This is a genomic window from Paracoccus zhejiangensis, from assembly GCF_002847445.1.
Taxonomy (GTDB): Bacteria; Pseudomonadota; Alphaproteobacteria; order Rhodobacterales; family Rhodobacteraceae; genus Paracoccus; species Paracoccus zhejiangensis.
Window position 1 is genome coordinate 3077696 of sequence record NZ_CP025430.1, and the last position, 15909, is coordinate 3093604.

Below are 15909 nucleotides of genomic sequence, written 5' to 3' on the forward strand. Positions count from 1 at the left end.
CGCAAAGCGTGATCGACACACCGTCACGGCCTTCAAACGTGGCTCATCGTTAGTCATTTCGAGGGGCCGATAGCCGCGGCTCATCGTCTCTGCTCCCGACCAGACACCCCTTCCTAAATTCGGCGCAGTGTTGCCTGGGCCACCACTGGCCCGGTAGCAACCCCACCCGGTGCGCCGCCGGCGGGTTCGTCGGTGATGGCCAGGGTGGCATTGGCGACCAGCATCCGCAGCTCTTCGGGGATCGGCATCGCCGCATGACCCGCATGCGGCATGACCCCGAGCGAGATGGGCGCGGCATCGCCCTGGATCAGCCACAATTCGAAATCGCGGCCCGCTGCCGGGGGCTGGCCCGCGACCGAGACGCGCATCTCGCCATCGGTTTCGTCGTAAAGCGCGGTCAGGCGGACGCTGCTGTCGGCCGAGACCATGTCCGAGACCCAGAGCCGGCGATCCGGGGGCTCGCCCGGCTGACCCGCCCAGAGCAGGACCAGAAGCAGCGCCGAGGCGCAGGCCGAGCCGAGGGCAAGCCATTGCCACAGCCGCAGCGCTGCCGATGGCCGTGCCTCGCCGGCCTGCGGTAAGCTGCGTCTTTCGATCCGCTCCCAGACATGGGCGGGGGGGCTGACCGGCCGGACCTCTTCGGCCATCGGATCGAAATGCGTCTCCCACCGCAGGACCTCGCGGGCCAGCGCGGGTTCCGTCAGCAGACGCAGGCGGAAGGCTTCGCGTTCGGCCAGCGGCAGGGTACCCACCACATATTCGCCGGCGGTGGCGATGTCGCGGGGATCGGGATCAACGGAATGGGGGGTATCGTCGGTCATCGCGTCAGACACTCCCTCAGTTTGATCAGGCTGCGTCTGAGCCAGCTGCGCATGCTGTTGAGGGGCAGATCGAACCGTTCGGCCAGCTCGAGATAGCTTTCGCCCTCGACATAGGCGAGGCGGACGGCGCGGGCCTTGTCGGGATCAAGCTCGGCAAGGCAGGCCTCGATCCGCTGGCCCTCGGCGCGCATCACGGCCGTCGCCTCGGGGCCGGGGCGGTCGTCGGCGATGTGCTTTGCCGCGTCCAGATCGCCGCCGCCTGGCTTGCGCCTGCGCAGCATGTCGATGGCCATGTTGCGCGTCACCGCGTTCAGCCAGGCATGGGGGCTCGCCACCTGCGGGGTGTAGCGGTCGGCATTGTGCCAGATCTTGACGAACACCTCCTGCAAGGCATCTTCCGCCTCTTGTTGATCCTTGAGGATACGCAGGCAGAGGCCGAAGAGTTTCGGGGAGACCTGCCGATAAAGCTGCCGGAACGCTGCCCGGTCCCTCAGGGCGATCCGCGCCAGCAGGTGCTCCAGCTCTGCTGTATCGGCGGTCATCCATCGCTCCGGTCTGATCGAGGGTAAGATGCCGCAGCGCGGATCAGGCCGCAAGCCGTCGCGGTGCTTCACGAAAGCGTGATCACTGCAACCAACCGGGCCGGTTCCGGCGTATCTCATCAAAGGCTTGGAAAGGGACGAGATGGACGATCCGAACGGCGCGACGGCAGAGTGCGCCCCTGCATCCTGTCCGAAACCCGAAGTGCGGGGGTAATGCGTGCACGCGCCGGAACGACACCGCATCGCGATCATTGGCAGCGGCATTTCGGGTCTGGGGGCCGCATGGCTTCTGGATCCGCATCACGATATCACCCTGTTCGAGCGCGAGCCGCGCGTCGGTGGGCACGCACGCACCGTCCGGGCCGAAGGGGTGGAGGTCGATACCGGCTTTATCGTTTGCAACCGGCGGACCTATCCACTGTTCGTGCCGCTGATGCAGCATCTGGGCGTGGCGCTGGAACCTAGCGACATGTCCTTCTCGGCCAGCTTCGACGGCGGGCGCTATGAATATGGCACCTTCTCGACACGGGCGATGTTCGCGCAGCCCTTGTGCCTGGTGGATGCGGGGCATTGGCGGTTGATCCGGGATATCCTGCGCTTTTTCCGCCATGCACCCGGCCATCACGCGCATCAGGGCAGCATCGGCGACCTGATCGGGTCCCTGCGGCTGGGTAGCGAGTTCCGCGACCGCTTCCTGCTGCCGATCTCGGGGGCGATCTGGTCGACGCCGACCGCCGACATGATGCAGTTCCCGGCCAGCGCCTTCGTCCGGTTCTTTGACAATCACGGGCTGTTATCGGTGAACGGACAGCCGCAATGGCTGACGGTCAGCGGCGGCTCGCAATCCTATGTCAGCGCGATCCTGTCGCGCCTCAGGGGCGATCTGCGGCTGTTCTGTCCGGTCCGTTCGGTGCGACGCGAGGCCGAGGGCGTCACCGTGACCAGCCCGCAGGGGGACGAGCGCTTCGACCGGGTGATCTTTGCCACCCATGCGCCACAGGCGCTGGCGATGCTGGAACGCCCGGACCCGGAGGAGGTCGCCATCCTTGGCGCGCTGCGCACGCAGGCCAACCGGATGGTGCTGCATTCTGATCCCCGGCTTATGCCGCGGCGGCGCGCGGCCTGGGCCTCGTGGAACTATGTCACCCGTGGCGCGATCCCGGCCACGGATCGGCCGATCAGCCTGTCCTACTGGATGAACCGGCTGCAGAACCTGACCACGCCGCGCCCGCTGATCGTGACGCTGAACCCCGAGATCGAGCCGATGCGGGTCCATGACGAGGCCAGTTTCGCGCATCCGCAATTCGACGCCGCCGCGATTGCCGCGCAGGGGCGGCTGGACAGCATCCAGGGGCGCGGCGGAGTGCATTACGCCGGCGCATGGACCCGCTATGGCTTTCACGAGGATGGCTTGCTGTCAGCCCTGCGCGTGGCGCAGGCGCTGGGGATCGACTGGCCCCTGGGACCCGATCCCTGGGCCCTGCCGAAACAGGTCGCCGCATGAGCGTCGATCTGTGGGAAGGTGCATTGATCGATGCCGCGATCTGGCACGCCCGTGCGGGCGATGTGGCGCGTCAGTTCAGCTATCACGCGCTTTATGCGGCGTTGCCGGTCGATGCGCTGGAGGATGGCCGCCTGCCGCTGTGCCCCGACCGTCCGGGTCTGTGGCGGCTCCGGCGGCGGGACTACGGGGCGCGCGACGGCAGCGCGCTGTCGGCGTTCATCCGGGCGCAACTGGCGCCGGTGGGCTTGGGCCATTGCATGAGCACGCTGGTGACGATGCCGCGCGGGCTTATCCATGGCTTCAACCCGGTCAGCTTTTGGCTGGCGCGCGACGAGGCCGGCCTGCGCGCGGTGCTGGCCGAGGTCTCGAATACCTTCGGTGAAAGCCACCTTTACCTCTGCCGCCATGCCGACAACCGGGTTATCACCCGCAGCGACCGGCTAACCGGCGAGAAGCTGTTCCATGTCTCGCCCTTCTTGCCGCGCGAGGGGTGCTATGTCTTTCGCTTCGATGCCGGGCCGGGGCGGTTCGGGGCCTGGGTCGACTGGTTCGGCGCGGGCGGGGGGCTGCGGCTGCAGACCTCGATGGTGGGGCCTGCGCGCGCCCTGACACGCGCCAGCCTGCGCCGCGCTGCGCTGTCGCATCCCCTGCAGCCGCTGCGCGTCAGCGGGCTGATCCATTGGCAGGCGGCGAAGATGGCGTCGCGCGGCATCCGTTATCGCCAGAAGCCACCGCAACTTGCCCTGCGCGCGTCGCAGGCCAGCACCCCGGAGAATGACGATGTTTGACCAGCGCATCCGGTCGCAGTTCCTGCGCAGCCTCGACGGCATCCGCGCCGGCCAGCTGCGCCTGACCACGCCCGACGGTGCCGAGCGGGTCTTTGCCGGCGCAGTGCAGGGGCCGGCTGCAGCCCTGACCATCCATGACTGGCGCATGGTGCCGGCGCTGGCGGCCAAGGGCGATATCGGGCTGACCGAGGCCTATCGAGACGGCTGGTGCGACACGCCCGACCTGACCGCGCTGCTGACCTTCGGCCTGATGAACGAAGACGCGCTGGAGCATTACATCTACGGCAAGCCCCTGCAGGCGCTGGCCTTGCGCTTGCTTTACCTGCTGAACCGCAACACGAGGTCGGGATCACGGCGCAATATCGCGGCCCATTACGATCTGGGCAATGAGTTCTATGGGCTGTGGCTCGATGAGACGATGACCTATTCCTCGGCGCTCTTTGCCGCAGGCGACGACCTGGCGGCGGCGCAGCATCGCAAATATGACCGGATCATCGACGGCTTGTCGGGCCGGTCCGGACGGCTGCTGGAAATCGGCTGCGGCTGGGGCGGCTTTGCCGAGCGCGCGCTGGAGCGCGGTGATTTCGCGCCCAAGGGGCTGACGCTCTCGGCCGAACAGGCCGCCTATGCCCGCGCGCGGCTGGGGCAGGGGGCCGAGATCGCTCTGCAGGATTACCGCGACGAGAAGTGCCGCTTTGAACACATCGTCTCGATCGAGATGTTCGAGGCGGTGGGTGAGAGGTTCTGGCCGGTCTATTTTGGCAAGCTGGCCGATGCGCTGACCCGGCAGGGCCGCGCGATGATCCAGACCATCACCGTCGCCGATCCCTATTTCGACCGCTACCGCAGCGGCGGCGACATGATCCGCAGCTTCATCTTTCCCGGCGGCATGTTGCCCTCGCCCCTGCGGTTCCAGTCCGAGGCCGAACGCGCCGGGCTGCGCGTCGATGATGCCTTCGGCTTTGGCCGCGACTATGCCCGCACGCTTGCCCATTGGCTGGACCGCTTCGAGGCGCGTTATACCGAGGTGCGGGCGATGGGATTCGACGAGGCCTTCATCCGCGTCTGGCGGTTCTACCTGTCAGCCTGCATCGCCTCTTTCTCCGTCGGGCGGACGGATGTGCTGCAATACCGGCTGGCCCATGCGTGAGGCCGTCTGATGAGCGAGCGCATCTGGATCATGGGCGCATCCGAGGGCATCGGTGCGGCGCTGGCCCGAGCATGGGCTACGCGCGGGGCGCGGCTGATCCTGTCGGCACGCTCGGATGACCGGCTGGCGGAACTGGCTGCAGCCTTGGGCGGGGCCGAGGTCCTGCCCTGCGACGTGACCGACCGCGAAAGCCTGGCGCGAGCGGCCAGCCAGATCGCCGCGGGCGGGCCGCTCGACAGGGCGGTGACGCTCGCCGCGCTTTATGATCCGGGCAAGGTGATGCAGATCGACCCGGATCGCGCCGGTCAGATCGTGACGGTCAACCTGACCGGCTGTTTCAATTTCGCCCGCGCGGCGGTCCCCTTGCTGCGACCGGGTGGCCAGCTGGCCTTGACCGGCTCGGTCGCGGGCTATGTCGGGCTTCCGCAGGGCCAGATCTATTCTGCAACCAAGGCGGGGGTCATCAATCTGGCCGAAAGCCTGCGGTCCGAACTGGTGCCCGGTGTGGATGTCAGGCTGATCAGCCCCGGCTTCGTCGCCACCCGGCTGACCGAGAAGAACGAGTTCGACATGCCCGCGCTGATGCAGCCCGAGGAGGCCGCGCAGGCAATCCTCCACGGCCTCGACCGGCGCGGCTTCGAGGCGCATTTCCCGCGCCGGCTGACCCTGCCGCTGAAACTGCTGCGCGCCTTGCCCTATGGGTTGGCGCTGCGTCTGACCAAGAGACTGGTGAGAGAATGACCCGATACCTGCCCCATCTGACGCTGCTCTTCGCCATCCTCTTCGCCCTGTCGCCCTTGGCCAGTGACGGCTTCAATGGCTTTACCCCGGACCAGTTTCCCGTGGTTCAGGACCGCTGGCCGGTGCAGCCTGCTGGCTGGGCCTTCTCGATCTGGGGAGTGATCTACCTGTGGCTGATCGCGGCCAGTGCCTGGGGCCTGTGGAAGGCACCGGCGGATGCGGGTTGGCAGGCGATGCGCTCGCCGCTGCTCATAAGCCTGGTCGTCGGAACGTTCTGGATCGCCGCCGCCAATGCCGCGCCGGTTCTGGCCACGGTGATGATCGTGGTCATGGCCGTGGCAGGGGTCATGGCCTTCCTGCGTGCGGGGCCGTCTGATCCGGTCTGGCAGGTAGGTCCGGTTGGGCTCTACGCGGGCTGGCTGACGGCGGCGACGGGCGTGGCGATTGCCGTGCTGCTCAGCGGCTATGGACTCCTGTCGGCGGGGCCGGCGGCGGTCGTGCTGATCCTCGCGGTGCTTGCCGTGGCGCTCTGGGTGCAGGCGCGACGGCCCGCGGCGCCAAGCTATGCTGTGGCCGTTGGCTGGGCGCTGGTCGGCATCGTCGCGTCCAATTGGGGGACCGAAACGCGCAATATCGCCCTGCTGGCCGGCGTCGGGATCGGACTGCTGGCGGCGCAGGGCCTGCTAAACGCGCGCCGGGGCTGATCCGCCCGCCTCACCACGCGATCCGCTTGCCCTTCCAGTCCCAGAACGTCCCGGTGTCATCGGGTGTAAGCCGGTCCATCACCGCTAGAAGGGCCTTGGCGGACTCGTCTGGCGAGATCGTCGGATGGCGGTCGGCATAGGCTGCGGACAGCCGCGTGGCCACCGTTCCGGGATGCAGGGCGACGACGATATGCTGTTTCTGCTTGCGGGCAATCTCGATGGCCGCGGTGCGGATGATCTGGTTCTGCGCCGTCTTGGCGGCCCGATAGCTGATCCAGCCGCCAAGGCCGTTGTCGCCGATCGACCCCACGCGCGCGGAAAGCGAGGCGAAGACCGCGCGCTGGCCTCTAGCCATCAGAGGGCTGAAATGGCGCAGCAGCAGGGCCACCCCCGTCGCGTTCAGCGCGAAGTGCTGCGCCATGGCATGGGCATCGATCGCGGCGATGGTCGTTTCGGGCGCATGACCGTCGATCACCAGCGCGCCGGTGGCATTGAATATCAGATCAAAGCGGCGATCCGCCAGCATCGCGGCCGCGCTTGCCACGCTGGCCTGATCGGTCAGATCCAGACTATCGCGGCGCGACAGCCCTGTCACCTCCACACCGTCCTGCCGCAGCGCCTCGGTCATTGCCGCGCCGATGCCGCCACTGTCGCCAATGACCAGCGCTCTCATGCCAGCCAGCGGGTGACGGTGATGCCCACCCAGGCCGAGAATCCGGTCAAGAAGCCGCCCCAGAGCGTGTCGGTAACGACCTGCTGCATCGACCAGTCGCGCAGGGTGGCGTAATTGGTGAATTCGTAGGTGCCATAGCACATCAACCCCAGCAGCGCCCCGCCGATCAGCGCCTTGACCGGCCGGTCCTCGGCCAGCGCCGGGATCGAGACGAAATAGAGTAGCCCGGCAATATAGGCCGCATAGAAGGCTGCAGCTGGCACCATCCGGAACGGATCGGCCAGCAGATCGCCGACATGACGCTCGAAAACGGGCCGGATGATCTGGGTGATGCCGACGATGTCGAGGGCCAGGAAAACGAGCAGGGTCGAGGCATAGAGCACGGTGATCTGCATAGGTCACTCCAGTAGCAAGGGTGTCATTCCCACTACGCTTGCGAGGCGTCGAAAGTTGCCTGGCGCTACCCGGTTGCCGTCAGCATGCCGGGATGATCTTTGCTGGTCGAAGGCGTATCTGTTCAAGCTCGGTCGGGTGACCTTCGTCCTGCCGGGGGCAATATCAAGGTCACCCGGTTCAGAGCACGGACCGTTCCAGACGCCCCTCTGGATCCAGCGTGTGGTTCCGGCCCCAGACCAGATGGGTGCGCATCGCATCGCTGGCCTCTTCAGGGCGCCCGTTACAGATGGCCAGCACGACTTTTTCATGCTGCAGGGCATTGACGCTGAGGTGTTCGACCTGCCGTTGGTGGATGCGCCGAGACAGGCGGTACATCTTGTCACCCAGCTGCTGGAGCGTTCGCACCATTTCCTGGTTGCCATGGATTCGTGCCATGCAGTCGTGGAAGGCCAAATCCAGCTTGTGGTAAGTCAGTGTATCGCGTTCACGGGCCGCGAGTTTCTGGGCCTCGATCAGTTCCTTCAGCTCCTTGCACTGCTCGGCTGTGACCTGATGGGCGACCTGCTGCGCGATATAGGGTTCGATGACCAGACGCACCTCGAAGAAATCCATGATCTCTTCATGGGTGATCTGCGGCAGCCTGATCCCGGCCTTGGGGATGGACTCGACGATCCCTTCCGAGCGCAGGCGCTCGACGGCGGAGCGGACGGAGGCCAGACCCATATCCAGTTCAGCCGCCAGAAACCGCTCGGAAAAATAGCTCCTCGTGTCCTCTTCCCGAAACAGGAACTGCTTGATCGCGGTATAGGCCTGATCCTTCTGCAGCAGCTTGGCCGATGGCGCGGCGGTATCCGTGCCGACCGTGTTTCTTGCCTTGGTTGCGGTCATGCTGGTCTCTTTTCGGCTGCTGCCACGCTGTCTCTGGCGATCATTCAAAAGCACGCTGCCCCCGGCATAAGCTCCACAGCCCGCCCGCGCAATCATCCGAGGGCTTTGACGAACACGTCGGGTTCCCCCATTTGGCCGCCCTTCAACGCGACCTGCAACCCGTCAAAGGCAACGACAGTCGAATGGCATCGGCACAGCGGAGCGCCCTTGGTAAAGGGGTGGGCGACTTCCAGTGCGTCGACCGGCAATGCCTCGATCACCCGGCCCGAGGTGTCGCCCCCGGCAACGACGAGGCGGCGCAGGTCGAATTGCGGCACCGCCGCAAGGGCAAGCTCGCCAAGAAAGCGCCCAAGCCGATCCTGCGATTCGGCAAAGGGCACGTGGCGCTCGGCTGCGATGGCGCTCAGTGCGCCATAGGCCGGGTCATCCACGGTGCGTGCGGCATAGACCAGAACGCCGCTGGCCCGGGCGAAACCGGCGCCGATCTGGTCAAGCAGACGCTGTTGCTCTTGGTCCGCACCGTCGGTCGAGGTGGCCGCGACCACATCCATGCGGATCGTCACAAAGCCATTCGCTTCGGCAGAGGTGATCTGCTCGGCCGTCACGGGCGAGCAGCTTCCCGACAACACCAGCATCGCTTCGACCTGCGCTGCCGGCGGAAGCTCTGGCGGCGTTGCCGGCAACTGGCCGCTGTCGCGCCAATGGGCGACCAACGCGCTTTGCAGACCCGATGACGAGGCAGAGAACAGCCGCTCATCGGGCGCGGTCCAGACGATCTTGCCGGCCTGCGCCACGGTTTTCGGATCGATCACGTCGATAAGCACAGCAGGGCAGCCGTCCGGCAGCGTAGCGAGGTCGAAATCCTCCAGCGCGACAAGATCCACATTCGCGATGGGTCGGTCGGTCTGTGCCGCAAGATGCCGGCGCAGATCGGCCTCGTGCATCGGCGTCACCGGATGGCGGGACATGGTCGGGTGCCGGTCGATGCGGTGGTTCGCGCCGCCGCCGCTGGCAAACAGATTGCCGAAGGCCTGCCAGCGGCCAAGATGCGGTGCACCGACAATGATCGGTGACCAGCTGCCACCGACCATGGTGGTACCGATATCAATGGCCTTTCCGATCGAGCCGGTCTCTGGCGCGGAATCGAAGGTCGAGCAGACCTTGTACTGCACGATCCTCGGATCAAGGCGCATCAGCGCCCGGAAGGCGTCGGGCAGATGCTGTTCCATCCACTCGGGGCTGCGCGCCCGAGAGGTGCCGGCGATCCCGACAACATCATATCCGTCGAAGCGTGCCAGCGTGTCTGGGTTAGGTACGCGGGTGAACAGCACCGTGCGCAATCCCGCGAAGGCCGTGACCTCCATCGCGTCGGTCGAGCCGGTGAAATCATCGCCGTAGAAGCCCAGCAGGATGCCGCTGTCTCTTTCCATCACGAGAATTTCTCCACCGCCTGTTGCAGCAAAGCGGAACGGGATGCCGCCTCGGCCAAGGGCACGCCCGCTTCGGCCGCTTCCCACGCCTGCCGCAAGGACGTGACCCCTGCGGCGACGCCGGCCGGATGGGCGACTACGCCCCCTCCCGCGCAGAAGATGAGATCCGCTGATCCGAGCTGTGCGAAAGTTGGTGCGGCCTGCAGTACGGTTTGCCCTGACGAGAAGACCGGCATCACCGTGTAGGGGTGATCAGGATGCAGTGGCGACAGGCAGTGGCGGGCCGAGCGGATGACGCTATCGTCCGGTTCCCAGAACTTGTTGGTCAGCCCGTTGACATGCATGTGGTCTACCCCGGCCAACCGCCACAGAGTCGCCCATGCCGGGTAGGACCAGCCATTGTCCGGCGCGCGCCCCAGTATGCCCCAGCCATTGCGATGCGCGTGAATCGGCAGATGCGAGGCCCGGCGCAGCGCAGTCACACCGGCCGGGCCGACACAGTTGAGGCTGACCATCACGCAGGTGCCGCCGCGATTGGCCACCAGATCGTGACGCCGCTGCATCTCGTCGATCTCGCCGGTGATATTGGCCGCATACATCACCTTGCGCCCGGTCCGGTCGGCATGGCGGTCGATGACATCCATGACCGCGGCGAGGCGTTCCTCGAACGGGCAGCGCGGACCATCGGCCTGAAGCTCGTCATCCTTGATGAAATCGATCCCGCCGGCGCAGAGTTCCTCGACAAGCTCTGCCGTGCCTGCCGGGGTCAACCCGACCGATGGCTTGATGATGGTGCCGATCAGCGGGCCTTTCGTCACCCCCGACAGGCGCCGCGTGCCCTCGATGCCGAAGGCTGGCCCCGGATAGGTCCCGAAGAAGGATGGCGGCAGGTCGAGATCGGTGATCTTCAGCCCGGCCACCTGTTTCAACTCGCCAAGATTTCCCGCGACCGTCGCGATCAGGTTGGGGATCGAGGGACCGATATTTTCCAGCGGCCAGGACAAGCGCAGCCGCCAGCTACGGATCGGGCCATTGCCTGCGCTGCCCGGCAGGGCGGGTCCGCCGGCATCCTCGATCTCTTCCAGCATCTCGACCCGGGCAGCCGAGCGCGCCTTCAACGCCTCATCCTCGCCTGGTGTGCTGACGAAGGTGCCGGATGATTGCTCGCCCGCAATGATGCCGGCCGCACGATCGGCATCATCCAGCGTTCTCAGGACATAGTTTGCGGAAAAACGTTCTGACATCGGGGCACCTTTCTAGCGCAGCAGGGCTTGCGGGACGGCCAGCGAGAACCACGGCACAAAGGCGACGATCAGCGTTGCCAGCACGAGGATCAGGAAGAACGGGATGGTCGCGCGGATGTAGGTCGACAGCGAAATCTTGGCGATGCCCATGACGATGAACATGTTCATGCCGACAGGCGGCGTTATCAGTCCCAGCATCAGCGTCAGCACCATGACCGTGCCCAGATGCACCGGATCGAACCCGGCACTCAGCCCGATGGGCATCAGCAGCGGCGCCACCAGGATCAGCGCGGCGTTGCTTTCCAGGAAGCAGCCGACGATCATCAGAAAGCCGATGATGGCCAGCATCAGCAAGGTCGGGGACTCGGCCACACCTGACAGGCTCTGCGCCAGGTTCTGGGGGACGCCCAGCCAGGTCAGCAGCCAGGACACGGTGGCCGCACAGGCGATGATGAAGAAGATCGCCCCGACGGCCATCGCACTGGACCAAAGAACGCGGTAAAGCTGGGTCAGCGTCAGGTCGCGATACCAGAACATCGCGATCAGGATCGCATAGATGGCGGCGACCGCGGATGCCTCGGTCGGGGTAAAGACGCCGAACAAGATGCCGCCGATCAGCAGAACGGGCGCGAACAGCGCCGGCGCCGACCGCCCGAAGGTAACGGCAAGATGTCGCAGCGAGGCGCGCGGTCGGGTGGGCAGGTTGTCGCGGCGCCCGATCCAGGCGACCAGCAGGCACATGGCAACCGTCATCAGGATCCCGGGCAACAGGCCGGCGACCAGCAATTGCGAGATCGAGGTATTGGTGATGGCGCCGACGATGACCAGTGGGATGCTAGGCGGGACGATGGGGCCGACCGTGGCCGAGGCGGCCGTGACGGCGGCCGAGAAGCCCGGATCATAACCCTCCCGCGTCATGACCTCGATTTCGACCTGACCCAGCCCAGAGGCATCTGCCACGGCAGAGCCGGACATGCCCGACATCAGCAGGCTGGCGACGATATTGACCTGCGCCAGACCGCCGCGGAAATGCCCGACCAGCGCGTTCGCGAACTCAAAGATGCGGGTGGTGATACCGCCAGTATTCATGACCTGACCGACCAGCACGAAGAACGGTACCGCCATCAGCGGAAAGCTGTCCATCGCTCCGAACATGCGCTGGGGCAGAACCAGCATCGGTGTCGTGATCGCCGGATCGGCGAACATGTAGATCATCGGAATGGCGACAAGGGCAAGACCGACCGGCACCCCGATCAGCAGCAAAAGCAAGCCTGTGATGGATGAAAGGGCGATTGGCATGTCAAGTTCCTCAGGAATGAAGGTCCAAGATGTCTTGCAGGTCAGAATTGTCGGGCTCTTGCTGCATCGGCATGGGGCCGGCGAAGATGCCCAGAAATTGCCCCACGATCATCAGGGCAAAGCCCACCGGCAACGAGGCATAGACCCAGCCCATCGAGAGACCGAGGCCCGGCGTCGTCTGGCGAAGCGCCCGGCTGGCCAGGTCGTAAGAGTGCCAAAGAAGGACTAGCAGCAGGACACAAATTGCGATGGCGCTGGCTGGGCGGGCAAATCCGCGGATGGTCTCGGGTAGCGCGTCGGTGCTCAGCAGGGCCAGATGCTGCCCGGCACGCGAACAGAGGGCTGCTGCGAACATCGCCTGCCAGATCATCGAATAGCGCGCCAGCTCCTCAGACCATGACAAGGGGGTTGAGAAGACATAGCGCATGACCACCTGCCCGAAGACAGCGACGATCATCACGACGAAGAGGACGGCGCAGAGGGCAGCAAGTCCATGGACGAACAGCCGGTCGATCCTGTTAATCAGGGACATGAGACAGCTCCGGTGTAGGGTTTGAGACCTTGGCGACCGGGCCGTGCATCACGACCCGGCGGCGGCGCTATTCAGTATCTCTCGCCTGCTTCGACGATCCGCGTGTAGAGTTCGGTGAACCCCTCGGCATCGCTGAACTGTTCGTAGACATTGGCGGTCGCGGCGCGCCAGTCGTCCATAACGGGTTCAGTGACCGTCATCTTGGAGGCCGCTTCATCCATGCCGGTTTTGACCGATGCCTCGACCAACTCGTCATTATAGACGGCGGCTTCCGCAGCGGCTTGCTCGAACAGGGCCTGATCTTCCTCGGGGATGCGTCCCCAAGCATTTTCCGAGGCCAGAAGCAGCATGAAGCCGTAAAGGTGCTTGGTATCGGCCAGGTAATCAACCGCCTCGTCGATTCCGGTCGAGGTGATCAGACCGATCGGATTTTCCTGTCCGTCGATGGTTCCCAGTTCCAGCGCGGGTACGACCTCGGGGAAGGCCATCGGTGTGGGCTGTGCGCCCAAGGCTTTCCACAGCGCAATCCGTGCCGGCATTTCCGGAACCCGGATCTTCATGCCAGCGATGTCGTTCAGCTCAACGACCTCGGCATTGGTGGTCAGCAGACGAGGCGAGCGCATGAAGGTGGCAATCTTGCGTGCACCAAGGTTCTGCTGAAGCCGTGCCGAGATATCGTCGCCGATGGGCCCGTTCATGACATCCCGCACATGGTCGTTATTCTTGAACAGCAGGTCCCATTCGACGATCATCAGCGCCGGGTCGAAATTCTGCACGATCCCGCCGATCACCGCGAAATCGGACGTGCCGAATTGCAGCCCTTCGGCGATCTCGCGTTCACCGCCCGCCTGCCCGGAATGCAGCACGTCAATGCGGTAATTCCCGGCACTCTTCTCTTCGACCAGTTCGGCAAAGCGCATGGCCGCGTCGACCTCGGGCGTGCCGGGTGATCCGACCGCGCCCAGTTTGAATGTGGTCTCGGCGGCGGCGGGAATCACCATCATGGCCCCCGCAACGGCAGCCGACAGCATCGTAAGACCAAGTCTCTTCATGATTTCCTCCGGTTTGCAGGCGCTACTCTCCTCACACGCCTATTGACATGTCACTGACATTTTATTTATGACATGTCAACGCCTCGTTTCTTCAGAGGGTGTTTGAGCCAGCAAGCGCGAAGAGGAGAAAGCCATGCTGAAAGATAGGATCGCGGCTGTGACCGGGGCAGGCCGCGGAATGGGCGATGCGATTGCCATGAAGCTTGCCGAAAGGGGCGCTGCGGTGGTCGTGTCGGATATCGACGGGGCGGCAGCGGAGCGGGTTGCCCAGAAAATCAAGAGCTTGGGTGGCAAAGCCTTGGGTGTGGCCATCGACGTGTCGAACGAGGATGATGCCGAGCGGATGGCTCAGCTGGCGGTCGATGAGTTTGGCGGTCTTGACATCCTGGTCAATAATGCCGGGATCTCGACGACCAAGCTGTTCACCGAAACGACCAAGGCCGACATGGAACGCATCATCGGCGTCAACCTGATTGGCTCGTTCCTCTGCGCGCAGGCTGCCGTTCGCAGGATGCTGCCAAAGGGGTATGGCCGAATCATCAACATCGCTTCGCTTTCAGGTCAACGTGGCGGGGTTGGACGATCGGCTTACGGGTCGTCGAAGGCCGGGCTGGAGCTGCTGACGAAGGTGATGTCGGTGGAACTCGCCTCGAAGGGCATTCTGGTGAATAATGTGGCCCCGGGGGCGATTGCGACCCAGATGGCGGTCGAGCAGCACGACCAGAAGACCCGCGATGCCTATCACTACCTGATCCCGCAGCGCCGCTACGGCACGCCGGAAGAAATCGCCAATATGGTTGCGTTTCTGGCGTCCGACGAGGCATCGCATGTCAGCGGCACGACGATCAACGTCGATGGGGGTTTCCTGACCGCCGGCCTGATGTTCCAGCGGGACGGCGTCGATGTTCCGCCAACTCCGCGGGGCGACTGACATCGATCAAAGCGAGACAGATGGCATCTGACCTCGCTTTAGAGATGCAAGCGCTTGCGGATCAGACGTCGATCAACTGGCCCTTTCAACTGGTCCCGGTCGAAGCGAGGATCGTCATCGAGAGCCGGAACGAACACCGCACCACCCAACGACCGAATTCATCGCTAGGCTGTCGTCCCCCGCTCGCAGCATTCTGCCGCTATGGCTCGGGAAATCCACTTGGCTCGACTGTTCAGGTTTCCGGAACAGCCTCTGACTGCCACCTCGTCAGCAGCATCTGAAGGAATTGCTCTGCCCCCGGGGAGGCCTTGGCTTGTGGCACCCGGACGATGCCGACGGTGCGATTGACGGTTGGCGCTTTCAACGGGATTGCGGCGATCAAGGGGTGCGAGTCCGCCGGCAAGGACATTCGCGGCAAGGCGGCGATGCCGAGGCCGGCCTCCACGAGACCCAATGAGGTCGAGAGATGCTGGACCTCGTAATAGGGCCGGGGCCGGACAGGAGCGCCCGAAAGCGCCAGATCCATGATCAGCCGGTTGCCGCTGGCCCGGCCAACGGTGATAAACCGGTGATCCGACAACTCGGCCCACGTCACCTCGTCACGGCTGGCCAGTGGATGATCGCGGCGGCAGGCCAGATAGAAGGGCTCCTCGATCAGGGGTTCAAAATGGACCTCGGGGTCGTCGGCGCCCAGCAGGGTAATGCCGAAATCGACCTCGCGGTTGATCACGCTTTGCAGCACCTCGTTCGCGCCGGCATCGACGATGCGGAAGCGTATCGACGGGTATTCCTTGGTGAACTCGGCTATCACATCCGGCAGGAAGTAATAGGCGGCGGTCGGGATGCAGGCGATGCTGACCAGTCCCGAGCGCCGCTCTGCGATCTCGCGCACCGACAGAAGTGAGGTTTCCAGATCGTCAAGCAGCCTACGGGCGCGCGGCAGGAAATCGCGCCCGACAGCGGTCAGCGAGACACGCCGCGTGGTGCGTTCCAGCAACGGCACGCCAAGCACCGCCTCGAGTTTCTGGATGCGCCGGGTCAGGGCCGGTTGCGACAGGTGGATGCTTTCCGAAGCTGCACGAAAGCTTTGCATCTCGGCGGTGGCGACGAAGGCTTTAAGGTCTTCCAGATCGACATTCATGCGCATGTCGCAATAATCGTTGACTTCATTGCATTTCACACAAGCACGAGCTTCGTGGCAAGAGTTTTCCATC

At 64.7% G+C, this 15909-nt stretch carries 17 protein-coding genes; 6 read left to right on the plus strand and 11 right to left on the minus strand.

What is annotated here, in order from left to right:
* Positions 1–113: 113 nt before the first annotated feature.
* The gene (locus tag CX676_RS14865) at positions 114–821 is read right to left on the minus strand and encodes an anti-sigma factor (protein WP_101753309.1); all 708 of its coding nucleotides are present in this window, start codon (positions 819–821) and stop codon (positions 114–116) included.
* Complete coding sequence (locus tag CX676_RS14870; RefSeq protein WP_101753310.1) at positions 818–1363, minus strand: sigma-70 family RNA polymerase sigma factor; 546 nt, start codon at positions 1361–1363, stop codon at positions 818–820. Before CX676_RS14870 ends, CX676_RS14865 begins: the two co-directional genes overlap by 4 nt.
* 217 nt (positions 1364–1580) lie before the next feature.
* On the opposite strand from CX676_RS14870, the gene CX676_RS14875 reads away from it, so the two are divergent.
* The 5 genes from CX676_RS14875 to CX676_RS14895 are packed head-to-tail and all read left to right on the plus strand — an operon-like array spanning position 1581 to position 6250.
* A complete protein-coding gene (locus tag CX676_RS14875) occupies positions 1581–2867 on the plus strand; it encodes an NAD(P)/FAD-dependent oxidoreductase (protein WP_232816473.1) in 1287 nt (428 codons plus the stop codon).
* Positions 2864–3655, plus strand: coding sequence for a DUF1365 domain-containing protein (locus CX676_RS14880; RefSeq protein ID WP_101753311.1), 792 nt, complete (start codon positions 2864–2866; stop codon positions 3653–3655). The genes CX676_RS14875 and CX676_RS14880 overlap by 4 nt, the downstream gene beginning before the upstream one ends.
* Complete coding sequence (locus tag CX676_RS14885) at positions 3642–4805, plus strand: class I SAM-dependent methyltransferase (protein WP_408634464.1); 1164 nt, start codon at positions 3642–3644, stop codon at positions 4803–4805. Before CX676_RS14880 ends, CX676_RS14885 begins: the two co-directional genes overlap by 14 nt.
* Before the next feature lie 9 nt (positions 4806–4814).
* Entirely contained in the window at positions 4815–5546 is a 732-nt protein-coding gene (locus CX676_RS14890) for an SDR family NAD(P)-dependent oxidoreductase (RefSeq protein ID WP_101753312.1), read from the plus strand.
* Entirely contained in the window at positions 5543–6250 is a 708-nt protein-coding gene (locus CX676_RS14895; RefSeq protein ID WP_101753313.1) for a tryptophan-rich sensory protein, read from the plus strand. Before CX676_RS14890 ends, CX676_RS14895 begins: the two co-directional genes overlap by 4 nt.
* 10 nt (positions 6251–6260) lie before the next feature.
* Here CX676_RS14895 and CX676_RS14900 read toward each other — a convergent pair whose 3' ends face one another.
* The 8 genes from CX676_RS14900 to CX676_RS14935 all read right to left on the minus strand — a co-directional run bounded on the left by CX676_RS14900 (position 6261) and on the right by CX676_RS14935 (position 13764).
* Positions 6261–6923, minus strand: coding sequence for an SDR family NAD(P)-dependent oxidoreductase (locus tag CX676_RS14900; RefSeq protein WP_101753314.1), 663 nt, complete (start codon positions 6921–6923; stop codon positions 6261–6263).
* Positions 6920–7318, minus strand: a complete 399-nt coding sequence (locus tag CX676_RS14905) for a DUF2177 family protein (RefSeq protein ID WP_101753315.1) — start codon at positions 7316–7318, stop codon at positions 6920–6922. The genes CX676_RS14900 and CX676_RS14905 overlap by 4 nt, the downstream gene beginning before the upstream one ends.
* Before the next feature lie 178 nt (positions 7319–7496).
* On the minus strand, positions 7497–8207 hold the full coding sequence (locus CX676_RS14910) for a GntR family transcriptional regulator (protein ID WP_198590206.1): 711 nt from the start codon (positions 8205–8207) through the stop codon (positions 7497–7499).
* 92 nt (positions 8208–8299) lie between these two features.
* The gene (locus tag CX676_RS14915) at positions 8300–9637 is read right to left on the minus strand and encodes a four-carbon acid sugar kinase family protein (RefSeq protein ID WP_101753317.1); all 1338 of its coding nucleotides are present in this window, start codon (positions 9635–9637) and stop codon (positions 8300–8302) included.
* Positions 9637–10881 carry a ribulose-bisphosphate carboxylase large subunit family protein gene (locus tag CX676_RS14920; RefSeq protein ID WP_101753318.1) on the minus strand — a complete coding sequence of 415 codons (1245 nt, stop codon included), beginning with the start codon at positions 10879–10881 and terminating at the stop codon, positions 9637–9639. Before CX676_RS14920 ends, CX676_RS14915 begins: the two co-directional genes overlap by 1 nt.
* A 12-nt stretch (positions 10882–10893) precedes the next feature.
* Complete coding sequence (locus CX676_RS14925) at positions 10894–12180, minus strand: TRAP transporter large permease (RefSeq protein ID WP_101753319.1); 1287 nt, start codon at positions 12178–12180, stop codon at positions 10894–10896.
* Between the two features lie 10 nt (positions 12181–12190).
* Positions 12191–12712, minus strand: coding sequence for a TRAP transporter small permease (locus tag CX676_RS14930; protein ID WP_101753320.1), 522 nt, complete (start codon positions 12710–12712; stop codon positions 12191–12193).
* Positions 12713–12783: 71 nt separating this feature from the next.
* Positions 12784–13764: a TRAP transporter substrate-binding protein gene (locus tag CX676_RS14935; RefSeq protein WP_101753321.1), complete on the minus strand. Its 981-nt coding sequence runs from the start codon at positions 13762–13764 to the stop codon at positions 12784–12786.
* A 133-nt stretch (positions 13765–13897) separates the two neighbouring features.
* On the opposite strand from CX676_RS14935, the gene CX676_RS14940 reads away from it, so the two are divergent.
* Positions 13898–14695, plus strand: a complete 798-nt coding sequence (locus tag CX676_RS14940; RefSeq protein ID WP_101753322.1) for an SDR family NAD(P)-dependent oxidoreductase — start codon at positions 13898–13900, stop codon at positions 14693–14695.
* A 232-nt stretch (positions 14696–14927) separates the two neighbouring features.
* On the opposite strand, the gene CX676_RS14945 is transcribed toward CX676_RS14940, so the two are convergent.
* Complete coding sequence (locus tag CX676_RS14945) at positions 14928–15842, minus strand: LysR family transcriptional regulator (protein ID WP_232816474.1); 915 nt, start codon at positions 15840–15842, stop codon at positions 14928–14930.
* Positions 15843–15909: the final 67 nt, after the last annotated feature.